Genomic DNA, 19,398 nt, shown 5'->3' with positions numbered 1-19,398 from the left:
TCTGATGGTTACGATGAGCCTGAAATCCTCCGCTACGCAATCAACCTAGTCTGTTCCATGGGTGCTGATGGCAGACACGTAGCGCCGCCAAAGCCAAAAGTGATGAGACATTCTGGGTTGTGCGCAAAACATCGCAGCGTTCAGAACTCATGCCATTTGACGAGAACCCGATCAAGTCAAGCTACGAACTGCTCTGGCGAGAAGTTAGGCAGAAGCCACCTTCGGATACGGCCATACAGAACGTCATGCGCAGAATCCTTGAACACTACTTCAAATTTTATGGCGGCATAACACCTGAAGACATTATCGAAAGATTCAACGGCAAGGACAAGATGATCTGTAGCACCTTGCTCTCGTGGGTGAATGACGGATCGCACTTCGCTACTGATGACCTCTATATGGCTTGTGACCCCGGCCAGGTTGATCGCTATCTCAACGTGTTCCAAAGAATTTTCGAAGAGTCCGACCACGGCGGGCACTTCAGGATGATGATGGGTGATGATTATGTCGCGCTTCCCGTCGCAGCCAACGATGATGGGGCAAAGGCGTTAGTTGTCACAGAAGCGGTCGCACAGTAGGCACTTCCGCGCGAGCGTCCTCCGGATAAGGGTGAGCAAGGGACTCACCTGAGTGTTGTGCTTCCCGTTTCTTTCCGTATTTTCTCATTATGCGACCATTTTTCCGAGGCGAGGCATGCAGACCGACATAATGACGATCAAGGAAGTCTCGGCCTATCTGAAGATAACGGAAAAGACCGCCTATCGGCTCACAGCGGAGGGAAAGATCCCAGGCTTCAAGGTTGGGGGCGCGTGGCGATTTAGAAAGCAAGAGATTGATGCTTGGATTGTCGAACGAATGAAGGACGGCGGGGCGAACAACTAATGATTCTGGACAACAAGAAGAACGGCAAGGTCGGAGATGCCCTGCGCGAGCATTTGAACGCGGGCTCGCGACTTTCAGTGATCTCGGGCCTATTCTCGATCTACGGTTTTGAATCCCTAAGAAGTGAGTTGAAGGGGCTCGACGTGTTTCGCCTTATCCTGGCTCAAGAGCCGTCAAACGATATGGCTGACGGAAAGACCGCTGCGCTGGCGGGCGATGAATTCGAACTACGGTTTCGGAACCGCCTTGACCAGAACCGCATAGCCAAAGAGTGCGCCAAATGGCTCTCCGAGAAAGCGGACATCAAGGTTGCGAAGAACCCTCGCGCATTCGGGCAGAACCTCTTGCTTGCACAAAGCAAGGATGGCGATGCCATCGGCATTCAAGGAAGTTCGGGGTTTACCTCAACAGGTTTCGGTTACTCGGATTCCAATCGTTTCCACATGAACATGTGCGCGAAAGACGCGCCAAGCACTCAAGCAATGCTGGAGTGGTTCGAGGCGATCTGGAATGACCCTGATGCCGTCGAAGACGCCAAGTCCCTGCTTCTGGAGCGGCTGGAACGGCTCGTCACTGATCAGACGCCAGAGTTCATCTACTTCCTGACCCTCTACAATATCTTCAAGGACTTCCTCGAAGATATCGATGAAGAGAACATCATCAAGTCGAAGACTGGTTTCAAGGATACCATCGTTTGGAACAAGCTCTACAAGTTCCAGCGCGATGGTGTTCTTGGCGCAATCGACAAGCTCGAAAAATATAACGGCTGCATAATCGCGGACAGCGTCGGCCTTGGTAAGACGTTCGAAGCGCTGGCGGTCATCAAATATTACGAGTTGCGCAATGACCGCGTTCTTGTCCTGTGTCCGAAGAAGCTGCGGGACAACTGGACGGTCTACACAGTCAACGACACGCGCAACCTGCTCGCGGCAGATCGCTTCAGCTATGATGTTTTGAACCATACCGATCTGACCCGCCTGCAAGGCCGGTCAGGAGAGATCAATCTCGAAACGCTAAATTGGGGAAACTATGACCTTGTGGTGATCGATGAATCCCACAACTTCCGGAACTCCAGCTCGGCTAAGGAAGGCCTTACCCGCTATTCGCGACTGATGGATGAAATCATCCGCTCGGGCGTCAAGACGAAAGTGCTGATGCTCTCGGCAACGCCCGTGAACAACCGCATGAATGACCTGAAGAATCAGGTTGCCTTCATCACAGAAGGCATTGATAGCGCCTATAGTGAGCAAGGCATCGGCAGCATTGAGGAAACACTGCGAAAGGCGCAGACACGCTTCAACAACTGGCTGCGCCAGGAGGAGAATGAAAGAACGGTCGAAGCCCTGCTCGACGGCATGAACTTTGACTATTTCAAGCTGCTCGACCTGCTGACCATTGCTCGGTCGCGAAAGCATATCGAGAAGTACTACGATGTAACGGAAATCGGCTCGTTTCCTGAACGCCTCCAGCCGATCAACATAAAGGCTGACATCGATACTCAGGGGCAGTTCCCGCCGCTGCGTGAGATTAACCGCACTATCCGAAGGCTAAACCTAAGCGCCTACTCGCCGCTAAAATATGTGCGGGCAGACAAGCGGGAAGAGTACAGCCGCAAATACGATGTGAGGGTCAAAGGCGGTCAGTCGGTGTTCCGCCAGATCGACCGTGAGCAGAGCCTTATCCACCTGATGCGCGTGAACTTACTCAAGCGCATGGAAAGTTCGATAAACTCCTTCGGCCTGACGTTGGAGAAACTGCTCGGCGAGGTCGAAAGCCTGCTCGACAAGCTGGAGCGCCACAGTTCCGAGGACATCGAAGAACTTGGAATCGAGGATGTAGAAACCGATGATCCAGATTTCGACGCCTACCTGATCGGGCGCAAGGTGAAGGTGCTCATCAAGGATATGGACGAACATCGCTGGCGTCAGGATTTGCAGGAAGACCGCGCCAAGCTCACCGAGTTGCTGGACGAAGCCCGTAAGATCGACGCGAGCCGTGATGCAAAACTCCACGGATTGCGCGACTTGATCGCCGAAAAGTGCAAGAACCCGATCAACGCAGGCAACCGCAAAATCATTGTTTTTACAGCCTTCAGCGATACGGCAAATTACATTTACGAAAACATCGCGGGATGGGCGAGGGATACGCTCGGCATCAACGCCGCGCAGATCACGGGGAGCGGCACGAACAAGACGAACATGCCAGGGCAAAGCAGAAACTTCGACAGTCTGCTTGCGTCCTTCTCGCCCGTCTCAAAGGAGCGGTCGAAGATTGATAAAGGAGCGACGGAAGAGATCGACTTACTTATCGCTACGGACTGTATCTCTGAAGGCCAGAACCTTCAGGACTGCGACTATCTCATCAACTATGACATCCACTGGAACCCCGTGCGGATTATCCAGCGCTTCGGTCGAATCGACCGTCTAGGCTCGAAGAACGAAGTCATTCAGCTCGCCAACTTCTGGCCGAATATGGAGCTGGATGAGTACATCAACCTGGAAGCGCGAGTGAGCGGTCGTATGGTGCTGCTCGACATCTCAGCCACGGGTGAAGAGAACGTCATCGAGCAGGATAGCGCAGGCCAGATGAAAGATTTGGAGTATCGGCGCAAGCAACTCGAACAACTCCAAAAGACTGTCGTTGACCTTGAAGATATGTCGGGCGGCGTATCGATTGCCGATCTGACGCTCAACGACTTCCGCATGGATTTGTCGGCCTTCATGAAAGAGAACCTGGACGTGCTGGAAAGCGCCCCAACAGGTCTCTTCGCAGCCGCGACACTTGACCATGCGCTCAGGCTGGAAGGCCTGCCTGCGGGCGTGATCTTTTGCCTGAAGAATGTGGGCAAGCCCGTCAGCAACGATGATGGCTACGCGCTTGCACCCTACTACCTCACCTATGTGAGCGATGACGGGCAGGTGAGCTTCACCTTCACGCAATCGAAGAAGGTGCTCGATGTCTTGAAGAAGCACGGCCTCGGCAAGCGCTTTGTGGATCCAGAGGCCGTCGCCCGCATGAACGCCACGACGAAGAACGGGCGCGACATGAGCCACTACCGCGCCTTGCTTGAGGCTGCCGTCGCAAGCGTGGTCGGCAAGGCTGAAGAAAAAGGCGTCGAAAGTTTGTTCTCGCGTGGCGGCACGAACCTCACCAAAGATAGCTTCCAGGGCATGGAGGACTTCGAGGTGGTCAGCTACATGGTAGTGAACACACCATGACGGAAATTCACACCATCGATCAGTTCCACGAAAATCTGGCTGTGCCAGAGACTTGCCACCTCGGCAAGCGCCTGTTCAAGAAGCAGTTTTATGAGCACGGACAGCTTGGAGCGACTGACAAGAAGGCCTTTGTCGAAGACATCGACAGCATCGAATGGAGCTACACGATCAAGCCTTCAACGATCAACATCCCAAAGCTTGAAGACAACGCTCACGAGTATCTTGAGGTCGCGATCTTGCAGGTGATGCTAACTGCCGCAGATCGCCACACTCGGATTGCCTCGGTGATTCAAAAGGCCATCCCCTACCCCCTGTTGATCGTTTTCGTCTGCGGTTCGCGGCTGGCGATCACTGCCGCCGACAAACGGATCAGCCGTGCCGATGCGAACAAGATCGTGACGGAAGCCAGCTATGACACGGGCTGGATAGATCTGGCTGCGCCACTTGCGCCGCAGGCGGCGTTTCTGTCCGATTTCTGTGTTACGAAATTTAGCTACCGCAACCTTTATGACTTTTATCAGGACGCCATCGCACGGGTGCTTGCCCTGAACTGTGCCGTCCATTCGGGACGCTACGCACTGCAAGCTGAAGCGGAAGAAGCGCCAAAGAGCAAGATGGAGCGCCTGACAGCATTGCGGCAGATTGAGAAATTTCATCAGGAACGGAGCGAACTTCGCAATAAGCTGAAGAAAGAGAAAAACCTTGGCACTCAGGTAAACCTGAACACCAAGATCAAACAACTGAGCGACCGCATCGAAGCGGCTCGCAACGAATTGTGAGGAAGCGAGCAATGGACGCATTGAAACAAGAGGACGGCGAAAGTCTGAACGTCGTCGAAGAGAACATCGAAGCGCTGAAGGCGATCTTTCCTGATACCTTCACCGAGGACGGTATCAATTTTGAAACGCTGCGCCAGTTACTCGGTGATCATCTTGCAGAAACTGAGGAAAAATACGGTCTGAACTGGCATGGGAAGAAAAAAGCCCGCCAGATCGCCCTCACACCATCAACTGGAACCCTACGCCCTTGCCCCGCAGAAAGCACCGACTGGAGGGAAACCCAAAACCTATTCATTGAAGGTGATAATCTAGAAGTGCTTAAGCTCTTGCAGAAGAGCTACGCAGGAAAAGTGAAGACTATATATATTGATCCGCCTTACAATACGGGCAACGAATTTATTTATCCGGACAAATTCCAAGACAACCTAGACACCTACCTAAAATACACAGGTCAGGTGGATGCCGGCGGAGCAAAATTTTCGAGTAATACCGAAACGGGAGGGCGAAAACACACCAATTGGATGTGTATGATGTATCCGAGGATAAAGCTTGCGAAGAACCTCCTTTGCGATGATGGCGTCCTATTTGTATCAATTGATGACAATGAACTTTCCAACCTCAAGAATATCCTCGACGAGATATTCGGAGAAGAAAATTTTCTGGGGTCTGTTTGTAGAGCCACAGGACAGACGACTGGTCAAGATAGTGGCGGTCTGGGAAGTTCCTTCGACTACCTGCTCGTTTATTCAAAGAATGCGGAGTTTGACTTGAGCGGGCTCCCTTTGACCGCAAAGGACATCAAGCGCTTCGACAATGAAGATGATCGAGGCAAATTCGCCTACGATCAAATGAGAAAGACTGGTTCGAATGATAGGCGCTCGGATCGCCCCAAGCTTTATTACGCTGTGCAAGACCCAGATGGAAATGACGTCTTTCCAATTGCGCCTGCTGGATATGAAAGCTGCTGGAGGTTCGAGAAAAAAACATATGAGAGGCTTTTATCGGATGACTTCATCCTTTGGAAAAAGACTAAGCGTGGTGATGAAGAAATTTGGTGGCCGTATGTAAAGTATTACCTGGAAGGGCGAACCAAGAGACCGTCGCCACTTTGGAATGATCTGGATGGCAACAAGAAAGCTGCACGAGATGTTCGCGCCCTCTTCGATGGGAAGAAAGTCTTCGACTTTCCGAAGCCAGTCCCTATGATCGAGCGTTGCATTCAAATTGCCCCGAATGCGTCTGAAGAAGATATAATAATTGATTTTTTTGCGGGTTCTTCTGCAACTGCCCATGCAGTGATGTCCCTAAATGCTGCGGACAATGGCAGTAGAAGATTCATTATGGTTCAACTTCCTGAAAAAACTGAAAGTGACACTGAAGCGTATTCGGAGGGCTACCATACCATCGCTGAGATATCGAAAGAGAGGATTAGACGCGCAGCGAAAAAGATTCAGGAGGAGAACCCAGACTTCGAAGGTGATCTCGGCTTCAAACTATTCAAGCTGGACAGCAGCAATATTCGAGCGTGGAATCCCGATACGACTGACTTGGAAAAAAGCTTACTTGACCACGCCGAACACCTGGTCGAAGGCAGGAGCGAGCAAGACGTATTGTATGAATTGCTAATTAAGCGCGGTGTCGATCTGACCGTCCCAATTGAAGAGAAAGAAATCGCGGGCAAGTTAGTCTATAGCATCGGGTTCGGTGTGCTCTTCGCCTGCCTAGATACCGACATCGACAAGGACTCAATCGAGCCCTTGGCGCAAGGTATTACTACTTGGCACAAGGAACTTGAGCCCGCGTCGGACACGCAGGTTGTCTTTCGCGACAGCGCCTTTGCCGATGACATCGCCAAGACCAATATGACCGCCATTCTGGAACAGAACGGCATCGCTCATGTGCGCAGTCTTTAAGTTCGGAGGGCGCACATGAAACTGCATTTTGAAGATAATCTGGACTATCAGCACGCGGCGATTGGTTCGGTCGTGGACTTATTCCAAGGCCAAGACATCAACCGCACGGAGTTTACTGTTACCTACCGTCCCGATGACACGGGGCAAGGTTCCTTCGGTATCACCGAGAGCGAACTTGGTATTGGCAACCGCCTGGAGCTGCTGGATGACGAAATCCTTGAGAACCTGCGCACCATCCAACTTCGCAACGGTCTGCGCCCGTCAGAGTCCCTGACGAGCGGCGACTTCACGGTTGAGATGGAGACAGGCACAGGAAAAACTTATGTCTATTTGCGCACAATCTTCGAACTGAACAAGCGCTATGGCTTCACGAAATTTGTGATTGTCGTGCCGTCCGTCGCAATCAAAGAAGGCGTTTACAAAACGCTCCAGATCACCCGTGACCACTTCGAGAACTTGTACCCCATCGCCAAAGGGTACGAGTACTTTCTGTATGACTCGACTAAGCTCGGCCAGGTGCGGAACTTCGCGACGAGCCCAAACATTCAAATCATGGTCGCCACAGTCGGGGCGATCAACAAGAAGGATGTGAACAACCTCTACAAGGACAGCGAGAAAACGGGCGGCGAAAAGCCCATTGACCTCGTTCGCGCCACTCACCCGATCATCATCGTGGACGAACCGCAAAGTGTGGACGGCGGCTTAAAGGGCAAAGGCAAAGAAGCCCTGAATGACATGAACCCGCTCTGCACGTTGCGATATTCTGCAACCCATGTGGACAAGCACCACATGGTTTACCGCCTGGACGCTGTGGATGCCTATGAGCGGGAACTGGTCAAACAGATTGAAGTTGCTTCGCTCGAAGTTGAGGGAGGGCACAACAAGCCCTTCGTGAAGCTACTCTCGACCCACAACCGAGGCGGCTCGATCAGCGCGAAGATCGAAGCGGACTTCATGCGCGGCGGCAACGTGCGACGTGACATTCTGACGGTCGAAGACGGCGATGATCTGGAGCAAGAGACAGGTCGCGCGATCTACGAGAACTTTCGCATCGGCACGATCAAATGCGGTAAGGGCAACGAGTCGATGGAGCTGAGCATGCCAGGCGGCGAAGTCACCCTTCACCCAGGCGAAGAAGTCGGCGGCGTGAATCCTGATGACCTCAAGCGACTGATGATACGCCGCACCATCAAAGAGCATCTGGACAAGGAGATGCGTTTCGCCGCGCAAAAGCGCGATGTGAAGGTGCTAAGCTTGTTCTTCATCGACAGCGTGGAATTCTACCGCCAGTACGACGAGGACGGGAACATCGTGAAGGGCAAGTACGCCCTGATATTCGAGGAGGAGTACTGCAAACTCGCCAAGAGCGAAACGTACCAGACTCTCTTCGAGAAGGTCGATCTCGATATCGAGGCGGATGAAGTCCACAACGGCTACTTTTCCATCGACAAGAAGGGCGGCTGGACGGAAACGGCTGAGAACAACCAGACGAACCGCGACAACGCCGAACGCGCTTATAACCTGATTATGAAGGATAAGGAGAAGCTGCTGAGCTTTGACTCGAAGCTCAAGTTTATCTTCTCCCACTCCGCTTTGAAGGAAGGCTGGGACAACCCGAACGTTTTTCAGATTTGCGCCCTGCGCGACATGGGTTCGGAGCGCGAACGGCGGCAAACGCTCGGCCGAGGGTTGCGTCTCTGCGTTAACCAGGAAGGCAACCGCCTGCGCGGCTTCGATGTGAACACTCTGACCGTCATCGCAACGGAAAGCTATGAGCAGTTCGCAGAAAACCTTCAGAAGGAGATCGAAGCTGACACGGGCATCCGCTTTGGCGTGGTGGAAAAACACCAGTTCGCCAACATCGCCGTGACTTCCGATGATGGAACGACTGCGCCGCTCGGCGTGGAAAAGTCGGAGGCGATATGGGACTTCCTGGAGGGCGAAGGATACTTGGATAGTCGTGGCAAGGTGCTGGACACCCTGCGAACGGCATTAAAGGAAGACGCGCTAGCGCTTCCCGATGAATTCGGAGAACAAGAGGCGGATATCAAGGACATTCTGCGTAAACTCGCGGGCAAGCTGGAAATCAAGAACGCCGATGAGCGCGTGACCATCCGTACCCGCGAGGCGGTTTTGGAGAGTGACGAATTCAAGCAGCTTTGGGATCGGATAAAGCACAAGACCACGTACCGCGTGGACTTTGACAATCCAAAACTTATCGAGGATTGCGCGACGGCAATTCGGGACGCTCCACCCATCACGAAGACACGGGCTCGCTTCCGAAAGGCGGACATTGCCATCGGAAAAGGTGGGGTGCAGGCAAACGAAGGCGACACATCGATATTTACGACGATCAATGAGAGCGATATCGAGCTGCCCGATCTGCTTACGGACCTTCAGGACAAGACGCATCTCACGCGCAAAAGTTTGGTCGAAATCCTGACGAATAGTCGGCGTTTGCACGACTTCAAAAAGAACCCGCAGGAGTTCATCGACATAGCCGAGGAAGCAATCAACCGCGCGAAGCGCCTCGCGCTAGTGGACGGCATTCGTTATCAGCGTATCGGCGCTGACCATTTCTATGCTCAAAAGCTGTTCAAACAAGAGGAGCTGACAGGCTATCTTAAGAACACGCTGGAGACGCAGAAATCGGTCTATCAGCATGTCGTCTATGACTCGGCGGGCGTCGAAAAGAGGTTCGCGGAAGACCTTGAAGCCAACGAAGCAGTAAAGGTTTATGCGAAGCTCCCGCCCTGGTTCAAAATCCCTACGCCGCTCGGAACTTATAACCCAGACTGGGCTGTATTAGTTGAAGATGATGGGCAAGAAAAGCTGTTCTTTGTTGTAGAAACAAAGGGCAGTGGATGGTGGGATGATCTTCGCCACAAAGAAGGGGCGAAGATCAAGTGCGGCGAAAGGCATTTTGCCGTGCTGGCCGAAGGCGACGCCCCTGCTCAATACATCAAATCAACTTCGGTTGAAGACATGCTCAAGCACGTTTAAGCGCCGACAACAGCGAATTTCAAGGGGCTGCGCTAAGCCCCTGATCCACCCTCAACATCGTAGATATGCGCGGTGTCACCACACCAAGGGCGCACCCGTTATCTCGCGGCTTAGCTTATGAAACTGGTCAGAAGCACTTATTGACTCGGCAGACTTCGATGATGCTTCGCAAACTGTTACGAATGAGAACCCAAGACTAACCATGTAATCGTTAGGGTGGATGAAAAGGTGGGTTGAATCGCAGGCGTATTGTATATGCGATTGTTTTTTAATGGTAATTTTTATTTTGCTGGTGCGGTCGAGAAGACTCGAACTTCCACGGGTGTTACCCCACAGCGACCTCAACGCTGCGCGTCTACCAATTCCGCCACGACCGCACTGCCAGTGACTTGGTAGAGGGGCGTATAGACGCTGAAGATCGAGATGTGAAGAGGCAAAAAACACGCCGGTTTGAATTCCCTTCCTGCGCCCATACCTTTTGCTGCACAGTATCGCCATCACACCGTCAGGAGCGCGGACATGACCACCACCGATCCCCGACCCGTCGTTCAGATTGACATTGTTTCCGACGTCGTCTGCCCTTGGTGTATTGTTGGTTTTCGACAGCTTGACGTGGCTCTGAAACAGGAGAACGTGCTAGCACGCCTGAGGTGGCATCCGTTCGAACTGAACCCCACGATGCCGCCCGAAGGCCAGAGCCTGCGCGAGCACATCATGGAGAAGTACGGAACGACTGCCGAGCAGAGCCAGCAGGCCCGGGATCGATTGAAACAGCTGGGCGCAGAGCTGGGGTTTGCGTTCAACTTCGACGATGACAGCAGAATGGTGAATACCTTTGCGGCGCACCAATTGCTGGACTGGGCTGAAACCCAGGGCCGTCAACATCCGCTGAAACTGGCGTTGTTCCAAGCATATTTCACTGACCGGATGGACGTCTCGAAGTTAGATGTCCTGCTGGGTGCGGTTGCGGGTGCCGGGCTGGATGCTGACGCCGCGCGATCCGCGCTTGAATCTGGTGCGCATGCCGCCGCAGTCCGCCAAAAGCAGGAGTTTTGGACCAGCAAGGGTATCTCGGGCGTTCCGTCGATGGTGTTTGGCGGAAAATACCTTGTATCCGGGGCGCAGGGCACGGACACCTACGCCGAGATTCTGCAACGTTGCCTGGCCGAGGCTGCCTGACCTCTTTCCCTTGTCACATCTGCGCGATATGGAACCGCCATGGAATGGAAGATTACCGACGGGTTAACCGACTACACCGAAGCTGTTGCCTTCATGGAGGCGCGGGTGGCTGCAATCGCTGCGGGCGAAGCGGACGAATGCGTGTGGTTGCTGGAACATCCGCCGCTGTACACCGCAGGAACCTCGGCCCGAATCGAAGACCTGACCGACCCTGACCGCTTCCCGGTGTATGAGGCCAAACGCGGTGGGGAATACACCTATCATGGCCCCGGTCAGCGCGTTGCCTATGTCATGCTGGACCTGAACAAGCGCGGCAAAGACGTGCGGGGCTTTGTCAAAAAACTTGAAAACTGGGTGATCGCCGCACTGGCGGAGTTCAATGTACAGGGTGAAATCCGCGACGGCCGCGTCGGAGTCTGGGTGCGCCGGCATGACAAACCTCTGACCGCCACCGGTCAACCCGCCGAAGACAAGATCGCCGCCATCGGTCTGCGGCTGCGCAAATGGGTCAGTTTTCACGGCATTTCCATCAATGTCGAACCGGAGCTCGACCATTTCTCGGGCATCGTTCCCTGCGGCATCACCGAGCACGGGGTCACGTCACTGGTCGATCTTGGCTTGCCTGTAACGATGGAAGATGTCGATATCGCATTGCAGAAAACGTTTTCGGATTGCTTTCAACCTGTCGAAGCCTGATCCGGATTCGAATCGCTGTTGGTCGATATAGGGATTAACAATCTCTCGCCTCTGGTTTTTTTGTTTCCGAACCTATGCGCAATTCACCAATTTGCCTAAAAGTTTTGAGTTTAATTGGATGAAAGCTCACTCCGAGGAATACAAGTCGCGCGTTAACGGCTATGCTATCCTTACCGTTCTAGAGTGAGTGGTGTGTTAAACCGGTGATCTCGGGAAACTGGGAATTCGGTAAAGTGTTTGGTTACGAGTCTGCCGTTCCGACCCCAAATCGGAACGGCAATTCCTTTTCAGGGCCCTTGCAAATTGTCATGCCCAAATCGGGGCAATGTCGCACGCATTTGGTCGGCGCGCTCCAACTCCAACGTGACATGCCCAATTCCAAACCGCGCCTTCAGAGTGTCTTTCACTATTAGCCTTATGGTTTCCGCGTCCGTCCAGCTCAGGGCGTCGATCTCAAGATGCGCAGTCAGCGCCGGTTCCTGCTCCTGCATGCTCCACAAATGGATATGGTGGACGCCAGCCACACCCTCTGTTTCTTCTATAGCGGAGGCCACATCCTCGGGCGTCAGATCAGGCGGTGCGCCCAGCATCAGCACTCGGATGGTTTCCCCGATCTCGGATTTGACGTGCCACAGGATGTAAACCGAGATCAGGATCGTCACTGCTGGGTCGACCCATGTCCATTCAAACAGGATTACCGCGGCTCCGGCGACTATGACTGCAACCGGCCCCAACGCGTCGGCCACATTGTGGATAAAGGCGGCACGTACGTTCATACTGTCTTTGGACATCGTGTATGTCAGCGCCGCAGTGATGAGGTCGACGACCAGAGCAAGCGCCGCGATCCAGACGACCATCCACCCGTTGACAGGCTCGGGCTGGAAAAACCGCATCACGCCTTCGTACAGCAGATACACCGACAGAACGATCAGTGTGGTGTAGTTGACCAGTGCCGCCACCACCTCAGCGCGACCATAGCCAAAGCTCATACGCGGATCAGCGGGGCGTCGGGCAATCTTGCGCGCGAAGAACGCGATGATCAGGGCGATTGCGTCCGAGAAATTGTGTAGCGCGTCTGCGACAAGCGCCAGAGACCCCGAAAGAATGCCACCAATGACTTGCGCCAAAGTTAGCAGCATGTTCACCGCTATCGCTCCTGCGATACGCAAATCACCCGCGTCAGGGTCAATGTGATGATGGGTGTGTCCCTCGTGGCCGTGATCGTGTGCCATGGTGCCTTTGTTCCTTGTTTTGGCTACACAGCCTATGTAATTCCTCTAGTCACTAGAGGTTCAAGAGATGAGCGCACAAAAATGCACTCAATCGGAGAGCTTTCACGTCGAACCGGTGTCAAGGTGCCCACAATCCGGTTCTACGAAAACAAAGGGTTGATACCACAGCCGGAAAGAACGGCCGGAAACTAACGCCGTTATGACGATGCCGCGCTAAAACGGTTGCAGTTCATTCGCCATGGGCGAGACTTTGGTTTGCACTTGACCGATATCGAGGCATTGCTGTCACTGGAGGGCGCCCAAGGCACTGATCTGAACCGTGCGCATGAGATTGCCGAACGGCAACTTGAAGACATACGCGCGCGTATCGACCAATTGCGTAGGCTTGAGGCGGAGTTATCTCGCATAGCCTCGGCCTGTGATGGAGGGCACGATCATGTGTGCGCTGTGCTCCACACTTTTGGCGACCACAGCGCTTGTTTGGGGCCACATGATCGTAAGGGCTGATCAGGCCAGGGCTGCTTTGATCTTTTCCGCATGCTGAGCGATCAGATCGAAATCACCCATCTGACCCGGGGCACGCAGCGATACACCTTCATGACGCGGCAGGATGTGGACATGCAGGTGAAAAACCTCCTGCCCGCCTGCGGCCTCGTTGAATTGCTGGACGGTGACTCCGTCAGCGTCAAGTGCCTTGATCGCCGCTTTCGCCAGTTTCTGAGTGGTTGAAGTCACGGCAGCCAGTTGCTCAGCCGATGCGTCCAGCAGGTTTCGGCAGGGCGTTTTCGGGATCACCAGCAGATGCCCGTCCGATCGCGGCATGATATCCATAAAGGCCAGTGTATCGTCATCCTCATACACTCGGGTCGAAGGGATTTCTCCGCGCAGTATCTTGGCGAAGATGTTGTCGGGATCGTAGGCGGCCATATCAAGTCTCCGAATTCGGGTATTGAGCTTAGTTCTGCGGCCCTCACCCCTTTGGGTCAAGGCGGAACTCTGCCGCGCCGCGCGAATGGACGTTCACGGCCCCTTGAAATAACGGAAGCAATCGCCAGATATGCCCTATTCACGGCCAAGTATTCGCGGGTTTTCCTCCAACCCGCGACAATTAATCTTGATCCAGATCAAACTCGGCCATTGAAGGCGCCTCTTTCGCATTCTAAAACCAGCAGTAATACCGCGCGCCGGAGAGGTTCGGCTGCGCGGTCAGTTGCAACAGGAGGCACCTATAATGGCAGACGCAGCCATTCATGGTCACGGCCATGAAGACCAGCGCAGCTTTTTTCAGCGCTGGTTCATGTCGACCAACCACAAGGACATCGGGATTCTCTACCTGGTCGTCTCGGCACTTGCCGGTCTGATCTCGGTTCTGATGACCGTCTACATGCGGCTCGAACTGATGCACCCCGGTGTTCAGTACATGTGCCTGGAAGGCTTCATGGCCGACCCATGTACCCCCAACGGACATCTGTGGAACGTAATGATCACCTATCACGGTGTTCTGATGATGTTCTTCGTTGTCATCCCTGCCCTGTTTGGCGGATTTGGCAACTATTTCATGCCGTTGCAGATCGGTGCGCCGGATATGGCGTTCCCGCGGATGAACAACCTGTCCTTCTGGCTGTACGTCGCCGGTACCTCGCTGGGTGTTGCGTCGCTGCTGGCGCCGGGCGGCAATGACCAAGCCGGTTCGGGCGTGGGCTGGGTTCTGTACCCGCCGCTGTCGACGACCGAGGGCGGCATGTCCATGGACCTTGCGATCTTCGCCGTGCACGTATCGGGCGCCTCCTCGATCCTCGGCGCGATCAACATGATCACCACCTTCCTGAACATGCGTGCCCCCGGCATGACCCTGTTCAAAGTGCCGCTGTTCAGCTGGTCAATCTTCGTCACCTCGTGGCTGATTCTGCTGTCGCTGCCGGTTCTGGCGGGCGCGATCACCATGCTGCTGATGGACCGCAACTTCGGCTTTACCTTCTTTGATCCTGCCGGTGGTGGCGATCCGATCCTGTATCAACACATCCTTTGGTTCTTTGGCCATCCGGAAGTGTACATCGTGATCCTGCCCGGTTTCGGTATCATCAGCCACGTGATCGCGACCTTCGCACGCAAGCCGATCTTTGGTTACCTGCCGATGGTTTGGGCGATCATCGCGATTGGTGTTCTGGGCTTTGTCGTGTGGGCGCATCACATGTACACAGTCGGTATGTCGCTGCGTCAGCAGGCCTACTTCATGCTGGCAACAATGGTCATCGCAGTTCCGACCGGCGTTAAGGTCTTCTCGTGGATCGCGACCATGTGGGGCGGCTCCATCGAGTTTAAGACACCCATGCTGTTTGCCTTCGGCTTCCTGTTCCTGTTCACCGTTGGTGGTGTGACCGGGGTTGTACTGTCGCAGGCCGGCATCGACCGCGCCTATCACGACACCTACTATGTGGTTGCGCACTTCCACTATGTGATGTCGCTGGGTGCCGTCTTTGCGATCTTCGCCGGTGTCTACTTCTACTTCTCAAAGATGACAGGTCGTCAGTACTCGGAGTTCTGGGGCAAGGTTCATTTCTGGATGTTCTTCATCGGCGCCAACCTGACCTTCTTCCCGCAGCACTTCCTGGGCCGTCAGGGCATGCCGCGCCGTTACATCGACTACCCCGAGGCGTTCGCTCAGTGGAACTTCGTGTCGTCGATTGGTGCTTTCATCTCATTCGCCTCGTTCCTGCTGTTCTTCGGCATCGTGATCTACGCGCTGCTGCGTGGCGCACGCGAGACACGTCCGAACCCCTGGAACGAATACGCGGACACGCTGGAATGGACCCTGCCCTCGCCGCCGCCCGAACACACGTTCGAGCAGCTGCCCAAGCAGGAAGACTGGGACAAAGGCCACGCGCACTGATCCCGCCGTTCGGAAAACACAAAAAGCCCCGCCTCGTGCGGGGTTTTTTTTGTTTGTTCTCCCCGTTTGGCCTGCAGCTGCGTAGACACATTCGGTGTCCAGTGAACAGTATTCAGATATTGGGTTTCATGACGCACCTGCGGAAATACAGATGCCTTAAAGCTGGCAGAACCACCAGTTGAGTCCGATTTGCCCTGATTGGAGGGCAAGGCCAATCGCGCCGCGTGCCTTCTAAATCTCCAGGCCAGACGGTTATCGGAAAAGGCACAACAGAGGCAAATCAACACGTTTTGGCACATGGCTCTGTTGAATCGGCTGGCTCGGTTTACGGCTGCCTAGGGTCAGCGCGTCGATGGAAGACCCGTTTGAAGGGGACGTCACTGACGTACCAGTCTCGGCACTGTGTTAGGCAATCGAGATCGATATGCCCCAGACGACCGGCTACGGTGGTCCGCCTCCACTCACGTAAGCCGTCCAAATAGCACTGCTTTAAAAAACGCAACTTCACTCTGGCCGGTCCCGCATTTCAAGCAAAGTTCGAAAAATCGACCGTTTTAGGATATGATACGAATTGAAACTCTGGGATCGGAGTGATCACATGCCCGAAATTGATTTTTGGTATTCCATTGGCAGTACATACAGTTTCCTGACAATCATGCGTCTGGACGACTGGTGCGATGAGCATGAGGTCTCAGTCAGATGGCGGCCGTTCAATGTGCGCAGCGTAATGAAGGACCAGCAGAATATTCCATTTTCAGGCAAACCGGTGAAGTCCGCATATATGTGGCGGGATATCGAGCGTCGGGCCGCAAAGTATCACATTCACGCCAAGTTGCCCGCGCCCTACCCGATCTCGGACCTGGCGCTGACCAATCAGGTCGCCTTGCTGGGCATGGGCGACGGTTGGGGCAAGAACTTCACCCAGACGCTGTATCGCATCTGGTTCGAAGAGAATGTCGAAGCAGGCAGTGAAACTGCCATCACCGAAGCGTTGCACAGGTGTCAGCAGGACCCAAGGCTGGTGCTGGCCCGCGCTCGCAGCCCCGATACTGTGGCAGCACTTGAGGCCGAAACTGAACATGCCGCAAAACTGGGGGTGTTCGGCGCCCCCAGCCTTGTTGTCCGCGGCGAGGTTTTCTGGGGCGATGACCGGCTGGACGATGCGCTGTCATGGGTGCGCGTCGGACATGTGGCCTAATCATTTCACTTCGATAAGCAACTGCATTGCGCTAGTTGTTCGCCATGCCCTACCGATGGAAACATACCTCTGAAACCGAACAGGAGCTGCGCCTTTGGCCGCATAACTCGCTGCCACGCCGTGGAGCGATGATCGTGATCCTGTCGGTGTTTCTGTTCGGGCTTATTCCCCTGCTGGCGGTGCTGGGGTCGGTCATACTCTGGGGACTGCTGCCCTTTCTGCTGCTGACCGTTCTGGGCTTGTGGTTGGCCATCCAGAGCAACTATCGCGCCCGCAGTGTGTTTGAGGTTCTGACTCTGACCGGCACAAAGGCGCATCTGATCCACCATGACCCGCGCAGGGGTCAGCAAGAATGGACCTGCAACCGCTATTGGGCCCGACCCGAAATGCACAAACGCGGCGGGCCCGTTCCAAACTACGTAACGCTGACCGGAGACGGACGCGAAGTGGAAATCGGGGCGTTCCTGTCCGAGGACGAACGTATCGCGCTATACGAAGACCTGACAGAAAAACTGCGCGAACCGGTCGCGCAGTAATTGCAGCTTCAGATTTCGAAGGTTGTCAGCAGCCGCCGTTCGACGCAGCGCAGAGGTGATCCTTGACCATCGGACCGACCTTGCCGAAATCCATCTGGCCGGTATAGCGGGTCTTAAGCTCGCCCATGACCTTGCCCATATCGCGGATCGATCCTGCTCCTGTCGCGGTGATCGCCGTCTGGATGGCTTTGGAGACCTCATCATCATCCAACTGCTTGGGCAGGAATTCCTCGATAACCTCAACCTCGCGCAGTTCCCGCTCGGCCAGATCCAGGCGTCCGCCCTCTTCATAGGCGCGGGCGCTTTCCTTGCGTTGCTTGGTCATTTTTCCAAGGATTTCAAGAACCTCGGTATCGCCGCATCCCTTGGCTTCTTCGTTGTCGGAGGCCCGCGAAGCGATATCGCGGTCTTTGATTGCAGCGTTAATCAACCGCAGCGTCGACAGACGCTCGGCATCTTTGTCTTTCATTGCTTGCTTCAGGGCAGAGTTCACCCTTGATCGCATATCCATATGATCTGTCCATCCCCATGGAAAAGGAACCCCGACCATATCGAAACAAAAAGCGCGACACAACCAGAAGTGAATATAGCTAACTCATTGATTTTCCACAATAGCGCAAAAATTGAACAGACTTGACCCAGCGCCGCAACCCCCTTAGTTATGCGCCGATTTACCCAGCAGGAGAGTCGTCCGATGGCCGAGAACGCCCCGTCCAAGCCCACCGCATGTCTGGCATTGGCCGACGGTACACTGTTCTACGGGATGGGCTTCGGCGCCACCGGTCAGACCGTGGCCGAGCTGTGCTTTAACACCGCCATGACAGGCTATCAGGAAATCATGACAGATCCGTCTTATGCCGGACAGATCGTGACCTTCACTTTCCCCCATATCGGCAATGTCGGCGTGAACCCCGAGGATGACGAAACCGGTGACCCGGTTGCCGCCGGGATGGTTGTCAAATGGGACCCGACCGAGCCATCCAACTGGCGCTCGGCCGAAGAGCTGAAAACCTGGCTGGCCCGCCGTGGTCGGATCGCGATCGGCGGTGTGGATACCCGCCGCCTGACCCGCGCCATCCGTCAGCAAGGCGCGCCGCATGTGGCTTTGGCCCATGACCCCGAAGGCAATTTCGACATTGAGGCATTGATTGGCGCCGCACGTGGCTTTGCTGGGCTCGAGGGCATGGATCTGGCCAAAGAGGTCACCTGCGCCCAAAGCTATCGCTGGGATGAGATGCGCTGGGCTTGGCCCGATGGCTATACCCGTCAGGAAGCCCCGGCGCACAAGGTGGTTGCCGTCGATTTTGGCGCCAAGCGCAACATTCTGCGCTGCCTCGCCTCGGCTGGTTGTGACGTAACCGTGCTGCCCGCTACTGCGACTGCCGCCGAAGTTCTGGCCCACAATCCTGATGGCGTCTTTCTGTCCAACGGACCCGGCGATCCGGCGGCCACTGGTGAATACGCCGTCCCGATGATCAAAGAGGTGCTGGACACCACCGACTTGCCCGTCTTTGGCATCTGCCTGGGCCACCAGATGCTGGCGCTGGCTTTGGGCGGTCAGACCGTCAAGATGAACCACGGCCACCATGGCGCGAACCACCCGGTCAAGGACATGGAGACCGGCAAGGTCGAAATCACCTCTATGAACCACGGTTTTGCAGTAGACGCGCAGTCTCTGCCCGAAGGCGTGGTTGAGACCCACCGGTCGCTGTTTGACGGGTCCAACTGCGGCATCCGCATGACCGACCGCCCGGTCTATTCGGTGCAGTACCACCCCGAGGCCTCGCCCGGCCCGCAGGACAGTTTCTATCTGTTCGAACGCTTTGCCCACGCGATGGCGGACAAGAAAGCAACCGCCTGAAACAGTAATAT

At 54.8% G+C, this 19,398-nt stretch carries 16 protein-coding genes, 1 tRNA gene and 1 pseudogene; 14 read left to right on the top strand and 4 right to left on the bottom strand.

Going from position 1 to position 19,398, the window contains the following annotated elements; translation table 11 throughout:
- Positions 1-98: 98 nt before the first annotated feature.
- From AC2FEE_RS01665 to AC2FEE_RS01640, 6 genes and pseudogenes are all read left to right on the top strand, one after another.
- Positions 99-578, top strand: a pseudogene (locus AC2FEE_RS01665) (AAA family ATPase); the annotation flags it as partial.
- Positions 579-693: 115 nt separating this feature from the next.
- Positions 694-882, top strand: coding sequence for a methylation-associated defense system helix-turn-helix domain-containing protein MAD1 (mads1, locus tag AC2FEE_RS01660; RefSeq protein WP_480449972.1), 189 nt, complete (start codon positions 694-696; stop codon positions 880-882).
- On the top strand, positions 882-4,100 hold the full coding sequence (locus AC2FEE_RS01655) for a helicase-related protein (RefSeq protein ID WP_496862616.1): 3,219 nt from the start codon (positions 882-884) through the stop codon (positions 4,098-4,100). Before mads1 ends, AC2FEE_RS01655 begins: the two co-directional genes overlap by 1 nt.
- A complete protein-coding gene (locus AC2FEE_RS01650) occupies positions 4,097-4,879 on the top strand; it encodes a DUF4391 domain-containing protein (RefSeq protein WP_496862615.1) in 783 nt (260 codons plus the stop codon). The genes AC2FEE_RS01655 and AC2FEE_RS01650 overlap by 4 nt, the downstream gene beginning before the upstream one ends.
- An 11-nt stretch (positions 4,880-4,890) precedes the next feature.
- Entirely contained in the window at positions 4,891-6,792 is a 1,902-nt protein-coding gene (locus tag AC2FEE_RS01645; RefSeq protein ID WP_496862613.1) for a site-specific DNA-methyltransferase, read from the top strand.
- Between the two features lie 15 nt (positions 6,793-6,807).
- Entirely contained in the window at positions 6,808-9,795 is a 2,988-nt protein-coding gene (locus tag AC2FEE_RS01640; RefSeq protein ID WP_496862612.1) for a type III restriction-modification system endonuclease, read from the top strand.
- 290 nt (positions 9,796-10,085) lie between these two features.
- On the opposite strand, the gene AC2FEE_RS01635 is transcribed toward AC2FEE_RS01640, so the two are convergent.
- A tRNA-Leu gene (locus AC2FEE_RS01635) sits at positions 10,086-10,172 on the bottom strand.
- Between the two features lie 142 nt (positions 10,173-10,314).
- Between AC2FEE_RS01635 and AC2FEE_RS01630 the strand changes: the two genes are divergently transcribed.
- Together AC2FEE_RS01630 and lipB are read left to right on the top strand one after the other, a co-directional pair.
- Positions 10,315-10,974, top strand: coding sequence for a DsbA family oxidoreductase (locus AC2FEE_RS01630; protein WP_496862610.1), 660 nt, complete (start codon positions 10,315-10,317; stop codon positions 10,972-10,974).
- Between the two features lie 39 nt (positions 10,975-11,013).
- Complete coding sequence (gene lipB / locus AC2FEE_RS01625; protein ID WP_496862608.1) at positions 11,014-11,670, top strand: lipoyl(octanoyl) transferase LipB; 657 nt, start codon at positions 11,014-11,016, stop codon at positions 11,668-11,670.
- 287 nt (positions 11,671-11,957) lie between these two features.
- Here lipB and AC2FEE_RS01620 read toward each other — a convergent pair whose 3' ends face one another.
- Complete coding sequence (locus AC2FEE_RS01620; protein WP_496862606.1) at positions 11,958-12,902, bottom strand: cation diffusion facilitator family transporter; 945 nt, start codon at positions 12,900-12,902, stop codon at positions 11,958-11,960.
- Here AC2FEE_RS01620 and AC2FEE_RS01615 point away from each other — a divergent pair.
- Both AC2FEE_RS01615 and AC2FEE_RS01610 read left to right on the top strand, forming a co-directional pair.
- Positions 12,864-13,094: a MerR family DNA-binding transcriptional regulator gene (locus AC2FEE_RS01615; protein WP_496862604.1), complete on the top strand. Its 231-nt coding sequence runs from the start codon at positions 12,864-12,866 to the stop codon at positions 13,092-13,094. The two genes, AC2FEE_RS01620 and AC2FEE_RS01615, sit on opposite strands and share 39 nt — an antisense overlap.
- Before the next feature lie 30 nt (positions 13,095-13,124).
- Positions 13,125-13,409 (top strand): MerR family DNA-binding protein, encoded by a 285-nt coding sequence (locus AC2FEE_RS01610; protein ID WP_496862603.1) that lies wholly within the window; start codon positions 13,125-13,127, stop codon positions 13,407-13,409.
- Here AC2FEE_RS01610 and AC2FEE_RS01605 read toward each other — a convergent pair whose 3' ends face one another.
- A complete protein-coding gene (locus tag AC2FEE_RS01605; RefSeq protein ID WP_496862602.1) occupies positions 13,410-13,829 on the bottom strand; it encodes an HIT family protein in 420 nt (139 codons plus the stop codon). It abuts the gene before it with no gap.
- Between the two features lie 304 nt (positions 13,830-14,133).
- Here AC2FEE_RS01605 and ctaD point away from each other — a divergent pair, with 304 nt between their 5' ends.
- The 3 genes from ctaD to AC2FEE_RS01590 all read left to right on the top strand — a co-directional run bounded on the left by ctaD (position 14,134) and on the right by AC2FEE_RS01590 (position 17,526).
- Positions 14,134-15,792: a cytochrome c oxidase subunit I gene (ctaD, locus tag AC2FEE_RS01600; protein WP_496862601.1), complete on the top strand. Its 1,659-nt coding sequence runs from the start codon at positions 14,134-14,136 to the stop codon at positions 15,790-15,792.
- Positions 15,793-16,390: 598 nt separating this feature from the next.
- Positions 16,391-16,990: a 2-hydroxychromene-2-carboxylate isomerase gene (locus AC2FEE_RS01595; RefSeq protein WP_496862600.1), complete on the top strand. Its 600-nt coding sequence runs from the start codon at positions 16,391-16,393 to the stop codon at positions 16,988-16,990.
- A gap of 44 nt (positions 16,991-17,034) precedes the next feature.
- Positions 17,035-17,526, top strand: a complete 492-nt coding sequence (locus AC2FEE_RS01590) for a DUF2244 domain-containing protein (protein WP_496862599.1) — start codon at positions 17,035-17,037, stop codon at positions 17,524-17,526.
- Between the two features lie 25 nt (positions 17,527-17,551).
- Here the strand turns inward: AC2FEE_RS01590 and AC2FEE_RS01585 are convergent, their stop codons facing one another.
- A complete protein-coding gene (locus AC2FEE_RS01585; protein WP_496862598.1) occupies positions 17,552-18,037 on the bottom strand; it encodes a GatB/YqeY domain-containing protein in 486 nt (161 codons plus the stop codon).
- Positions 18,038-18,220: 183 nt separating this feature from the next.
- Between AC2FEE_RS01585 and carA the strand changes: the two genes are divergently transcribed.
- Positions 18,221-19,387, top strand: a complete 1,167-nt coding sequence (gene carA, locus AC2FEE_RS01580; RefSeq protein ID WP_496862632.1) for a glutamine-hydrolyzing carbamoyl-phosphate synthase small subunit — start codon at positions 18,221-18,223, stop codon at positions 19,385-19,387.
- Positions 19,388-19,398 lie beyond the last annotated feature (11 nt).

Source organism: Ruegeria sp. YTSC199 (assembly GCF_059609725.1).
This window is presented reverse-complemented; position numbering and strand designations above follow the sequence as displayed.